The organism is Bradyrhizobium sp. AUGA SZCCT0177 (assembly GCF_018130125.1).
Classification (GTDB): domain Bacteria; phylum Pseudomonadota; class Alphaproteobacteria; order Rhizobiales; family Xanthobacteraceae; genus Bradyrhizobium.
On sequence record NZ_JAFCMA010000023.1, the window covers coordinates 14,573 to 26,689 of the forward strand.

A 12,117-nucleotide genomic window follows, 5' to 3' on the forward strand; every position below is an offset into this window, starting at 1 on the left:
ATAGCGATCAGGCGGCGCGAATGAGATCGAGGAAAGTGTTGACGTCGGCGCGCAGCTTCTCCGACTGATGGCTGAGGTCGTCAGCCGCCGTCAGCACTTCCGACGCCGCGGCGCCGGTCTCGTTGGCGGCGTCGTTGACGCTGCCGACGTTCGAAGATACCTCGGTCGTTCCCTTCGAAACTTCCTGGATGTTCTGCGCAATGTCGCGGGTGGCGGCGCTCTGCTGCTCGACCGCGGCAGCGATCGCCGTGGCGATTTCGTTCATCTGGGCGATCGTCGTCCCGATCGTCTTGATGGCCGTCACGGCGTTGCCGGTCTCCTGCTGGATCGCGGCGATCTGGGCTGAAATATCCTCGGTCGCCTTGGCGGTCTGGGTGGCAAGCGCCTTCACCTCGGTGGCGACGACGGCAAAGCCCTTGCCGGACTCGCCGGCGCGCGCCGCTTCGATCGTGGCGTTGAGGGCCAGCAGGTTGGTCTGCGATGCGATGTTCTGGATCAGCGAAATGACTTCGCCGATTTTCTGTGCCGCTTCGGCCAGGCCCTCGACGGTCTTGTTGGTGCGGTCGGTCTCGGCGACCGCAAGGTTGGCGGTCTGGGACGCCTGCGCCACCTGGCGCGAGATTTCGCTGATCGAGGCATGCAGTTCCTCGGTCGCCACGGCAACCGTCTGCACGTTCGCGGAGGCGACGTCGGAGGCGTTGGCGACAGCGGTGGCCTGCCGGCTGGTTTCCTCCGCCGTTGCCGTCATGCTGCCGGCGGTGGCGTGCATCTCGGCCGACGCCGCGGTCAGCGTTTGCAGGGCTTCCGAGACCTGGACATCGAAGGTTGCGATGTAGCCTTCGATGGCGCGCTGCCGGGCTTCCTTGCGGACCTGCTCCTCGCGCTGCTCGGCTTCGAGCCGGCGCGCCGTCGTCGCGTTCTCCTTGAAGACGGTGAGCGACTTGGCGAGACCGCCGACCTCGTCGGTCCGGCCGGCGCCGACGATCGAAATATCGAGATCGCCTCCGGCAAGCTTGGTCATTTCAAGCGTCATGCGCCGCAATGGCTGGGCAATCTGGCCGAACGCGATCCAGCCGAGGATGGCAAAGGCCAGCAGCAGGCCGACAATCGCCCCGACCACGAGCAAAAGACGGGTGTAATCGGCGCTGGCGACGCTCGCGTCGCGCGCGGCGCGCATGGCGTCCGTATTGATGGTGATGAGTTGCCCCACCGCCGCGATCGCGGTCTGGCGATGCTTGGCCGCGACGTTGCGCGAATAGGCGAAGGCCTCTTCCATCTTGCCCGCGGCCGCCAGTTCGAAGACCTTGGCGCTGGCGACCCGGCGGTCCTTGACCGCGGTTCGCATTGTGTCGATCAGCTGGCGCTGCTCGGGAGCAGTGGTGACGGTCGCCAGACGATCGATCGCGTCCAGCGTGGCATCGGTGGCCTTGCCATAGGACTCGACGTTCTGACTGATCGCCTTGCCGTCGGTGCCGGAGAGGATGACGTTCTTCTCGCTCACCGCGGCGCTGTTGAAGTGGCTCTCGGCCTGCAGGCTGTACTGCACCCGCATTGCGTTGCCGTCGACGAGGCTCGCCGCCGTCGCGGACAGGTTGCTCAGCGCCATCGAGGCCTGCACGACGATCCCGACTGCCACAAGGGCGACGATCGCGGCAGGCACCGCGATCTTGGCAATAATGGGCAGGTTTTGAAATCTGGCGATCATTTCTGGATCTCTCTGGAGTGAAACTTGCTGCTGCCCGAACCGCTGCGACCGGCCTGAGAACCGCGCCCGTGCCGGCACGGCGCCACGCCGGATCAAGCCCTCGACTTGAGGGGATCCGAAGCCAGCTATCGATTTTCTGATTGGTTAAGGGTCAGTTTACCAGCGGGCCGTTAGCAAAGTGTTGACGCTGTCAGGAACGAGTCCCTCCAACGGAGGTCCTGGTCAGGGGCGTGGCAGCTCAGCCCTGCTTCAAACGCTGTTCAAATCCCCCGTTCGAATCCTTTGGCCAGCAACGCGATGCCGTCCGCGCCGGCTTTGCGGTCCTTGGAGATTTCCAGATAGTCCGGCTAGTCTGCAAAGGCCCGGAACGCGGCCTCGTCGGGAAACGACATCAGCACCAGCTTGTCGCGATCCCATGCGCCACTTCCGATACTGGTGAGGTTGAGTTGAAACAAAACAGGCGCCCGCTGGGGCGCCTGTTTTTTGAATAGCGTGATGAGCGCGAAGGGGCTCAATCCCAGTCCTTGCCCTTCCAGGGCTTGATCTTCCACGGGGTGAGCGACTCCAACCGCCATTGCTGCCAGTGTTCCGGCGGCCAGTTACTGAGGCGCCTTGTGTCTTTCGGCGCGACGGGGACGAGATCGACTATGCGCGAGACGTTGCGCCGGCTCTGGCGCGTCGCCTCGCTGATCATATCGACATATTCTGGTTTATCGGCCACGTCCGGCTCCTCGCGATGATCATTCCCGTAAGCAGCCAGTCTGCGCCCCGCGCCTTAACGAGGCCTTGCCAGAACGCCTCGATGTTGAGGCAACGCGCGTTAACGCCACTCCCTGATATCAACAAAATGCCCGGCGATCGCTGCCGCGGCCGCCATCGCCGGCGACACCAGATGGGTGCGGCCTTTGAAGCCCTGCCGGCCCTCGAAATTGCGGTTCGAGGTCGAGGCGCAGCGCTCTTCCGGCGACAGCTTGTCGGGGTTCATGGCCAGACACATCGAGCAGCCCGGCTCGCGCCATTCGAAGCCGGCCTTGATGAAGATCTTGTCGAGGCCTTCGGCTTCCGCCTGTTCCTTTACGATGCCCGAGCCCGGCACGATCATCGCGCTGACGTGGCCGTTGACGGTCTTGCCTTCGGCGACTTTCGCCGCCGCGCGCAAATCCTCGATACGGCCGTTGGTGCAGGAGCCGATGAACACGCGGTCGAGCTTGATGTCGGTGATCTTGGTTCCCGCGGTCAGGCCCATATATTTCAACGCGCGATGTTTTGAGAGCCGCTTGGCTTCATCGGCGATCTGGTCGGGGTCCGGCACCATGCCCGTGATCGACACCACGTCCTCGGGCGAGGTGCCCCAGGTCACGATTGGCGGCAGCTTGGCCGCATCCAGCCGGATCTCGTGGTCGAAATGCGCGCCTTCATCGGAGCGCAGCGTGTCCCAGTAGCGCATCGCGGCGTCCCACGCCTCGCCCTTCGGCGACATCGGACGGCCCTTGAGGAATTCGAACGCCTTTTCATCCGGCGCAATCAGGCCGGCGCGGGCGCCGCCTTCGATCGACATGTTGCAGACCGTCATGCGGCCTTCCATCGTCAGCGCGCGGATCGCATCGCCGGCATATTCCAGCACATAGCCGGTGCCGCCGGCGGTGCCGATCTCGCCGATGATGGCCAGGATGATGTCCTTGCCGGTGACGCCGTCGGGCAATTTGCCGTCGACCACCGCGCGCATGTTTTTTGCTTTTTTCTGGATCAGCGTCTGGGTTGCGAGAACATGTTCCACCTCCGACGTGCCGATGCCGTGGGCCAGCGCGCCGAACGCGCCATGGGTGGAGGTGTGGCTGTCGCCGCAGACGATGGTGGTGCCGGGCAGCGTAAAGCCCTGCTCGGGACCGATCACGTGCACGATGCCCTGGCGCTTGTCGAATTCGTTGAAATACGTGATGCCGAATTCCTTGGCGTTGTCGGCCATCACCTTCATCTGTTCGATGCTCTCCGGATCGGGATTCGGCTTCGAACGGTCGGTGGTCGGGATGTTGTGGTCGACCACGGCCAGCGTCTTCTCCGGCGCGCGCACCTTGCGGCCGGTCATGCGCAGGCCTTCGAACGCCTGCGGCGAGGTCACCTCGTGCACCAGATGGCGGTCGATATAGAGCAGGCAGGTGCCGTCATCGGCTTCGTGCACCAGATGGTCGTTCCAGATTTTGTCGTACAGCGTGGTGGGCTTTGACATGAGCGTAAGCTCCAAAAATGATTCTGTGTGAGCGGTCAGCGCGGTTATCAGCGCAAGCAACGGGCAGTCAGCGCGGCATCAAAGGCCGCAGCTAAGCTCTGACGTCGCCGAGGTCGCAAAGCGTCCGAAGAAACGGCCGGGCAGGCGCGAACGGTCGTCGATCACGAAGGGATCGATGCGCCGGCCTGCAAAGCTGGTTTGATCTGGAACCATTCTAGCCTCATAGCACATGAGGTATCTAAGCGCGATATGCGTTTATATCCACCGTCATTGCGAGCCGTTGCAATGACGAAAGGCCCAACAAAAAAAGCGCGGGGCAAAACCCCGCGCTTTTGGTCACATCCCCCTGCAGGAGACGAATTACTCGCCGACGGCGGTCGCGCGCTCGGTCTTCTCGACGATGCGGGCCGACTTGCCGCGCAGTTGGCGCAGGTAATACAGCTTGGCGCGACGCACCTTGCCGCGGCGCACCACCTTGATCGAGTCGATCATCGGCGACATCACCGGGAAGACGCGTTCCACGCCTTCGCCGTAGGAAATCTTGCGGACGGTGAAGCTCTCATTGAGCCCGCCGCCGGACCGGCCGATGCAAACGCCTTCATAGGCCTGCACGCGGGTGCGCTCGCCTTCGACCACCTTGACGTTGACGATCACGGTGTCGCCGGGGCCGAACTCGGGGATCGACTTGGTCGCGGCCAATTTGTCGAATTGCTCTTTTTCGAGCTGTTGAATGATGTTCATTGAAATCTCCATCGGCGGCGCGCCCAGCCAGTCCAGCGCGGGCTGCGCGAACGTCCATCTATCCTGCTGTATGCTGCGGATTTGGCGCCCGTATAAGGCATCAAAGCGCGCTTGTCACCCGTCTGTCGTGCTTTTTGGGCGTTTTTGGCGGGTCTTAATCGCCCACAAATCCGGCCGCCGCGCCCTGGTCAGGGCTTCAGCCTCGGCCTGACGCCAGGCGGCGACCTTGGCATGGTCGCCGGAAGTGAGGATTTCCGGGATCGTCCGGCCCTCGAACTCCTGCGGGCGGGTATATTGAGGGTATTCCAGTAGTCCCTCGGAAAAGCTCTCCTCGGTCCCCGAGGCCTGTTTTCCCATCACCCCCGGCAAAAGCCGCACACAGGCGTCGACCAGCACCATGGCGGCGACTTCACCGCCGGACAGCACGTAATCGCCGATCGAGACCTCATCGAGCCCGCGGGCCGCAATGACCCGCTCGTCGATGCCCTCGAACCGGCCGCAGACGATCAGCGGCCCTGGGCCAGCGGCGAGCTCGATGACCCGGGACTGGGTCAATGGCCGACCTCGGGGGCTCATCAGGAGGCGCGGACGAGACTGGCTGGTATCCGCAGCATCGATGGCGGCGGCCAACACGTCGGCGCGCAGCACCATGCCGGGCCCGCCGCCAGCCGGCGTGTCGTCAACGCTGCGGTGGCGGTCGGTGGCCGATGCCCTGATGTCGCGGGCTTCCAGCGCCCACAGCCCGGAAGCCAGCGCCTTGCCCGCCAGGCTAACGCCGAGCGGGCCCGGAAACATGTCCGGGAATAGCGTGAGGATGGTGGCGCGCCAGGGACTTTCAGAACAGGTCATTCAAAACCCATCACGTAAGCGTCGGAACGTCGTCGCCTTCAATTTCCTTGGGCAGTTCTATCACGACGCGGCCGGCCGCAAGGTCGACCGTCGGCACCACGGCATTGGTGAACGGCAGCAGCATCGTCGGGCCCTGCGGTGGTGCGATCTCGATGATGTCGCCGGCGCCAAAATTATGGATCGCGGTGACGCGGCCGAGCGGTTCGTTCGCGGCATTGACCGCGGCGAGCCCGATCAGATCGGCGTGGTAATATTCGTCGTGGTCGGTCTCAGGCAGCTTGTCGCGCGCGATATAGAGCTCGATGCCGTTGAGGCGTTCGGCGTCCTCGCGGGTGGCGACGCCTTTGATCGTGGCGACCAGATGATCTTTCGCCTCACGGGCATGCGTCACCTCGAACTGGCGCGCGCCGTCCTTGGTCGTCAGCGGGCCGTAATCCCTTACGGCCAGCGGGTCTTCGGTAAACGTCCACAGTTTCACCGCGCCGCGCACGCCATGCGCGGCGCCGATCCGGGCGACACAAATCGGTGCTGCCACCGCCCCGCGCCGCTAACGCTTATGACTTCGCGGCGGCTTCGGCAGCGGCCTTGCGCTCCTTGCGCGGCACGGCCTTTTCCGGGTTGTTGCGCGCGGCACGCTTCACGACACCGGCGGCATCGAGGAAGCGGGTGACGCGGTCGGACGGCTGCGCGCCCTTGGCGAGCCAGGACTTGACCTTGTCCATGTCGAGCTTCAGGCGGGCTTCGTTGTCCTTCGGCAGCAGCGGATTGAAATGGCCGAGACGCTCGATGAAGCGGCCGTCGCGGGGAAAGCGCGAGTCGGCGACGACGACGTGATAGACCGGGCGCTTCTTGGTGCCTGCGCGAGCGAGGCGGATAACGACTGACATTGTATTCTCCGTAAGTTTGGTTTGATGTGATGAGAGTGAATTGATCGCGATTATTTCTTCTTGCCGGGGAATCCGCCGAGGCCCGGCAGCGTCGGCTTGCCGCTGAGGCCCGTGAGCCCGGGCAAATTCGGCAGGCCCTGACGCAAGCCCACCGGAATATCCTTCGGCAGCGCGGGCATGCCGCCGGGCCCGGCGCCACCTGGCATCTTCTCCGCCAGCGCCTTCATCTGTTCGGCCGACGGCATGCCGCCGCCGCCAAAGCCCATCGCCTGCGCGATGCCGGCCATCGGGCCGCGCTTGCCCGAACCCATCGCCTTCATCATGTCGGCCATGTTCCGGTGCATCTTCAGGAGCTTGTTGACTTCCTCGACCTTGACGCCGGCGCCGGCCGCGATGCGCTTCTTGCGGCTGGCTTTGAGCACGTCGGGGCTCTTGCGTTCCTGCCGCGTCATCGAATCGATCACCGCGACCTGGCGCTTGATGATCTTGTCGTCGATCCCGGCGTTGGCGATCTGGTTTTTCATCTTGGCGATGCCGGGCATCATGCCCATCAGCCCGCTGATGCCGCCCATGTTCGCCATCTGCAGCAATTGCTCGCGCATGTCGGCCAGGTCGAACTGACCCTTGCGCATTTTCTCGGCGACGCGCGCCGCCTTTTCGGCGTCGATATTCGCCGCCGCTTTTTCGACCAGCGACACCACGTCGCCCATGCCGAGGATGCGGCCGGCGATACGGCTGGGGTGGAAATCTTCCAGCGCGTCGGTTTTTTCGCCGGTGCCGATCAGCTTGATCGGTTTTCCCGTGACCGCGCGCATCGACAGCGCGGCGCCGCCGCGGCCGTCACCATCCACCCGTGTCAGCACGATGCCGGTCAGGCCGACGCGTTGGTCGAAGGCGCGCGCGAGGTTGACCGCGTCCTGGCCGGTCAGGGAATCCGCGACCAGCAGCACTTCATGCGGGCTGGCGACGGTTTTGATTTCCGCCGCTTCCGACATCATCTCTTCGTCGAGCGTGGTGCGGCCGGCGGTGTCGAGCAGCACCACGTCGTAGCCGCCGAGCTTGGCGGCTTCCAGCGCGCGTTTTGCAATTTGCGCCGGCTTCTGGCCGGCGACAATGGGCAGCGTGGGAATGTCGAGATCGCGCCCGAGCACTGCGAGCTGTTCCATCGCCGCGGGGCGATAGATGTCGAGCGAGGCCATCAACACCTTGCGCTTGTCGCGCTGGGTCATGCGGCGGGCGAGTTTTGCTGTCGTGGTGGTTTTGCCGGAGCCTTGCAGGCCGACCATCATGATCGCGACCGGCGGCACTGCATTGAGGTCGATGGTCTGGCCGTCGGCGCCAAGCGTGGCGACCAGTTCGTCATGGACGATCTTGACCACCATCTGGCCGGGTGTGACCGACTTGACGACGGTGGCGCCGATGGCCTGCTCGCGTACGCGGTCGATAAAGCTTCTGACGACGTCGAGCGAGACGTCGGCCTCGAGCAGCGCGCGGCGCACCTCGCGCATCGCGGCATCGACGTCCTTTTCGGACAGCGCACCGCGGCCCGTCAGCCGATCGAGTATCCCACCAAGCTTTTCCGACAGATTGTCGAACAATGCCGTTATCCTCTGTCCTGCCTCAGGACGAATTTCCAAACACGATTACGCCCGAGGGCGCATCGCGCTGTCGGGCGTTGGCCTCCGGTCTCTAGGGCCGGGCGGCGGGTCGAAAAGAACGTCTTTCCGAGAAGTGCCGGGGTTAAACGCCCGGAAGCCATCAAAGTCAAGGGGAAACTAGGACGAAATGCCCTGGTGTCTCGGACTTAAAGCATTGAAGTAGCTATATTTTGTGTCGAAATGACGAGCCGGTGAGCGTTCTCTCCGTCGCGGGTTCCAACTTCGTCCGCGAACGCCATATAACGCCCCGTACCCGTTGTCCCTTGCCGCCCTATGTGATCGCGCCCGTGCCCATCACCCGCCGCCGTGTCTTTGCAGTGCTCGCCGGTCTCGGTCTGGCCGTCGGTGCGCCGTCTGTCTGGATGTCCCGCATGAAAACCTATGACGGCCCTGCTTCCGATCATTTCGACGGCCTGACCTTCTTCGATCCGGATGGTTCGCCGCCGAAATCATTGGCCGAGGTGCTGCGCTGGCAGTTCGGCGGCGGCCGGCAGCGCGCGAGCTGGCCGGATTGGGTGCCAAGTGCGCACGCCGATACGCCGCCGCCGCGCGTTGATGGCAACAAGGTACGGTTGTCGTTCGTCGGCCATGCGAGCTGGCTGATCCAGACTGGAGGCCTCAACATCCTGATCGATCCGGTGTGGTCGATGCGGGCCTCGCCGTTCAGCTGGGCCGGGCCGAAGCGCCACAACGATCCCGGCATTGCGTTCGACGCCCTGCCGAAGATCGATGTCGTGCTGGTGTCGCACGGCCATTACGACCATCTCGATCTGGCGACGCTGTCGAGGCTTGCGAAAACGTTTTCGCCGCGCGTGATCACGCCGCTCGGCAATGACGTCACCATGCGCGACGCGGATTCGGCGATCAAAGTCGAAGCGTTCGACTGGAAGGATCGCGTCGAACTCGGCAACGGCATCGCCGTGACGCTGGTGTCGACGCGTCATTGGTCGGCGCGCGGGCTGTTCGACCGCAACAAGGCGCTGTGGGCGAGTTTTGTGCTGGAGACGCCCGTTGGCAAACTCTACATCGTCTGCGATTCCGGCTACGGCGACGGCAAGCATTTTCGCCGGGTCGCCGAAGCACATGGCCCGCTGCGGCTGGCGATCCTGCCGATCGGCGCCTATGAGCCACGCTGGTTCATGCGCGACCAGCACATGAACCCGTCGGACGCTGTGAAGGCGCTGGCCGATTGCGGGGCGCAAACGGCACTGGCGCATCATCATGGCACGTTCCAGCTCACCGACGAGGCGATCGACGCGCCAGTGGTCGCGCTCGGCGAAGCGCTGGACGAAGCGAAGATTCCGCGCGAGCGGTTTGCGACGTTGAAGCCCGGGCAGGTATTCGAGGTCTAACGTCTTGTCGTCCCTGCGAACGCAGGGACCCATAACCACAACATGACGTGATTATGTCGAGCTGTGGCTCCAGCCTTTTTCAATAATTGGCAGCGGTGGCTATGGGTCCCTGCGTTCGCAGGGACGACATCCCATTTACTGCGCGGCCTTGATCGCCCAGGACACGCTCACCGAAACCGACAGCGTCTCTTCGCCTTGCGCCACCGGCGCGCCGGCGGCCATCGGCGCTGCCATCTTGCCGCGAAACACCGGCGCGGATGCGCCTTCCTCGGAAATGCTGATCGGTTCGCCGAGCGTGACGCCGGCAGCCTTTGCATAGATATCGGCCTTGCGGCGCGCGTCCGCGATCGCCTTCTCGCGGGCCTCGTCCAGATGCTTGGACGGCTGCGTTACGATGAAATTGATGCCGCCGATCTCGTTGGCGCCGGCGCCGACCAGCACATCGATCAAGCTTGCGACCTTGGTCACGTCGCGGATCTTGATCGTGACGCGGTTGCTGGCGCGGAACCCAACGACGCCTGGCCGCTCCACGGTTTTGGACGAGGTCGCATACTGTGGCTGCAGCGACAGCCGCGAGGTCTGGTAATCCTTTTCGTCGATCCCGGCGCCTTTCAGCGCCAGCAGCACCTTGCCCATCGCGGCATTGTTGGCGTCCGACGCCTCGCGCGCGGTCTTGGCGTCAGTGGTAACGCCGCCATCGATCTGCGCCTGATCCGGCGGCACCGACACATTGGCTTCGCCGGTCACGGAGATGGCGGGCGGCGGCACCGTCTGGGCCAGTGCGGGCGTGGCCAGCAGCACGGCTGCGGCGATAACAAACGCGAGCGGATGCTTCATGTCTCTCACTTCAGCGGCACATAGACGTTGATCACCAGCTTGTCCTCTGCGGTTTTCAAGGGATCGGTGATGTATTCCTCGACAAAGGTGTCCTTGGCTTCAAGTTTCTTGTCGTCGAGGTGATTGGTGATCGCCTCATAGGTGTTGTCCATGTTGTCGTAGGAACCGCGATGGACAAACTTCAGGGCTTTGCCCTCGGGCGATTTTCCGATGCTCATGTCCTTGGTCAGGTTCTTCGGCTCCTGGTCGACTGGAATTTCAGCCAGGAACGTAAAGCCGCTATCGTCGGTCGAGGTGTAGACGATCATCGAATTGCCCGCTGCCTTGATGCCCTGCTTGTCGAGCAGCGCGTTCAGCGCCTTGAACGAATCGATCAGGGTGTCGAACGCCGAGTCCCAATTGGCGGTGCCCTTCATGACCACCACCTTCCTGGGCTCCAGCGTGAACTGCTCACCGAAGGGATCGGCGGTCTGAACGGCCGCAGGGGGCGTGGCCGGCGTCTGGGCGGCCGCGGGTGGCGGTGAGGGGGCAACGGACGGGCTTGCCACCGGCGCGGGGGAGGTTCCCGGTGCCGGGATCGCGGATGCCGCCGGTGAAGGCGTCTCCGCCGGGGCAGGGGAAGCAGAAACGGCGGGCGCCGGTGCCGCGGAGGGGCTGGCAGCTGGCGAGGCGGCTGGTGCCGGCGCTTGCGCGAACGCAGGGCCGCCCACCGCGATTGCTACCATCGGGATCAGCGCGGCCATGGCCGAGCGGAAACGGCTGATACGGTTCATTTTAGGCATTCTCCATCCATCCCAAGCGGTCGCGGTGTGTCCCGGCTCACGCCCGCAAAGACGCCGCCATCCCTAACATGCAAGGTCCGCCTTCGTCCCATGACAGATGCGTCATGGACCCCTGCGTACTAGGCAATCGGCCATTATTGGCCATATAAGACAGGCAGAAATTGGGAAATTCCATGAGCGCGCTGGCCAATCACGCATTCGCCAAGATGAACGGTATCGGCAACGAAATCGTCGTGGTCGATCTGCGCGACAAGCCGGCCAAGGTGACGGCGGAGGACGCACGCGCCGTCGCCTCGCCCGCCGGCGTCCCCTATGACCAGTTGATGGTATTGCAGCCGCCGCGGCTGGAGGGCACCGAGGCCTTCATCCGCATCTACAACAATGACGGCTCCGAGGCCGGCGCCTGCGGCAACGGCATGCGCTGCGTGGTGCGACGGCTGTTCGAGAAGACCGGCCAGACGGCGGTGACCTTCGAGACCCGCTCGGGTCTGTTGAATTGCTGGCAGGGGCCGCAGCCCGATCTCTACACGGTCGACATGGGCGTGCCGAAGTTCGGTTGGCAGGATATTCCGCTGGCCGAAGAGTTTCGCGACACGCGTTACATCGAACTGCAGGTCGGCCCGATCGACGCGCCGATACTGCATTCGCCCTCAGTCGTCAGCATGGGCAATCCGCATGCGATCTTCTGGGTCGACGACGTCAACGCCTATGATCTCGAGCGCTTCGGGCCGCTGTTGGAAAATCACCCTATTTTCCCCGATCGTGCCAACATCACGCTCGCCCATATCGTCGATCGCGACCACATCACGATGCGTACCTGGGAGCGCGGCGCCGGCCTGACCAGGGCCTGCGGCTCGGCCGCCTGCGCCACCGCGGTCGCGGCGGCGCGGTTGAAGCGCACCAATCGCATCGTCAACATGTCGCTGCCGGGCGGCAAGCTCTCGATCGAATGGCGCGAGCGCGACGATCATGTGCTGATGACCGGCACGGCCGATTTCGAATATGAAGGCCGCTTCGATCCGGCGCTGTTCGCCAGCGTCGCCTAGAGCATGATCCGGAAAAGTGTGAAGCGGTTTTCC

The 12,117-nt window shown here is 63.9% G+C and carries 14 protein-coding genes; 2 read left to right on the forward strand and 12 right to left on the reverse strand.

The window, feature by feature from the left end:
* Positions 1-7 precede the first annotated feature (7 nt).
* From JQ597_RS24875 to ffh, 10 genes are all read right to left on the reverse strand, one after another.
* Complete coding sequence (locus tag JQ597_RS24875) at positions 8-1,705, reverse strand: methyl-accepting chemotaxis protein (protein WP_212267610.1); 1,698 nt, start codon at positions 1,703-1,705, stop codon at positions 8-10.
* Positions 1,706-2,052: 347 nt separating this feature from the next.
* Positions 2,053-2,220 (reverse strand): DUF1330 domain-containing protein, encoded by a 168-nt coding sequence (locus JQ597_RS37755; protein WP_249133424.1) that lies wholly within the window; start codon positions 2,218-2,220, stop codon positions 2,053-2,055.
* Entirely contained in the window at positions 2,217-2,426 is a 210-nt protein-coding gene (locus JQ597_RS24885; protein ID WP_212267612.1) for a hypothetical protein, read from the reverse strand. The genes JQ597_RS37755 and JQ597_RS24885 overlap by 4 nt, the downstream gene beginning before the upstream one ends.
* A gap of 99 nt (positions 2,427-2,525) precedes the next feature.
* Positions 2,526-3,932 (reverse strand): 3-isopropylmalate dehydratase large subunit, encoded by a 1,407-nt coding sequence (gene leuC, locus JQ597_RS24890; RefSeq protein WP_212267614.1) that lies wholly within the window; start codon positions 3,930-3,932, stop codon positions 2,526-2,528.
* A 78-nt stretch (positions 3,933-4,010) separates the two neighbouring features.
* Positions 4,011-4,145 carry a hypothetical protein gene (locus tag JQ597_RS38135; protein WP_283813449.1) on the reverse strand — a complete coding sequence of 45 codons (135 nt, stop codon included), beginning with the start codon at positions 4,143-4,145 and terminating at the stop codon, positions 4,011-4,013.
* A gap of 147 nt (positions 4,146-4,292) precedes the next feature.
* Positions 4,293-4,673, reverse strand: a complete 381-nt coding sequence (rplS, locus tag JQ597_RS24895; protein ID WP_192739330.1) for a 50S ribosomal protein L19 — start codon at positions 4,671-4,673, stop codon at positions 4,293-4,295.
* A 114-nt stretch (positions 4,674-4,787) separates the two neighbouring features.
* Positions 4,788-5,522: a tRNA (guanosine(37)-N1)-methyltransferase TrmD gene (gene trmD / locus JQ597_RS24900; protein WP_212267616.1), complete on the reverse strand. Its 735-nt coding sequence runs from the start codon at positions 5,520-5,522 to the stop codon at positions 4,788-4,790.
* Positions 5,523-5,532: 10 nt separating this feature from the next.
* A complete protein-coding gene (gene rimM, locus JQ597_RS24905) occupies positions 5,533-6,057 on the reverse strand; it encodes a ribosome maturation factor RimM (RefSeq protein WP_212267619.1) in 525 nt (174 codons plus the stop codon).
* Positions 6,058-6,076: 19 nt separating this feature from the next.
* Positions 6,077-6,409, reverse strand: coding sequence for a 30S ribosomal protein S16 (gene rpsP / locus JQ597_RS24910; RefSeq protein ID WP_192739327.1), 333 nt, complete (start codon positions 6,407-6,409; stop codon positions 6,077-6,079).
* A 50-nt stretch (positions 6,410-6,459) separates the two neighbouring features.
* Complete coding sequence (gene ffh / locus JQ597_RS24915; RefSeq protein ID WP_212267623.1) at positions 6,460-8,007, reverse strand: signal recognition particle protein; 1,548 nt, start codon at positions 8,005-8,007, stop codon at positions 6,460-6,462.
* A gap of 347 nt (positions 8,008-8,354) precedes the next feature.
* On the opposite strand from ffh, the gene JQ597_RS24920 reads away from it, so the two are divergent.
* The gene (locus tag JQ597_RS24920) at positions 8,355-9,419 is read left to right on the forward strand and encodes an MBL fold metallo-hydrolase (RefSeq protein WP_212267837.1); all 1,065 of its coding nucleotides are present in this window, start codon (positions 8,355-8,357) and stop codon (positions 9,417-9,419) included.
* Between the two features lie 135 nt (positions 9,420-9,554).
* On the opposite strand, the gene JQ597_RS24925 is transcribed toward JQ597_RS24920, so the two are convergent.
* Together JQ597_RS24925 and JQ597_RS24930 are read right to left on the reverse strand one after the other, a co-directional pair.
* Positions 9,555-10,256, reverse strand: a complete 702-nt coding sequence (locus JQ597_RS24925; protein WP_212267626.1) for an SIMPL domain-containing protein — start codon at positions 10,254-10,256, stop codon at positions 9,555-9,557.
* Between the two features lie 5 nt (positions 10,257-10,261).
* Positions 10,262-11,029: a GyrI-like domain-containing protein gene (locus JQ597_RS24930; protein ID WP_212267629.1), complete on the reverse strand. Its 768-nt coding sequence runs from the start codon at positions 11,027-11,029 to the stop codon at positions 10,262-10,264.
* A 182-nt stretch (positions 11,030-11,211) separates the two neighbouring features.
* Between JQ597_RS24930 and dapF the strand changes: the two genes are divergently transcribed.
* Positions 11,212-12,084 (forward strand): diaminopimelate epimerase, encoded by an 873-nt coding sequence (gene dapF / locus JQ597_RS24935; protein WP_212267631.1) that lies wholly within the window; start codon positions 11,212-11,214, stop codon positions 12,082-12,084.
* The last annotated feature ends 33 nt before the right edge of the window (positions 12,085-12,117 follow it).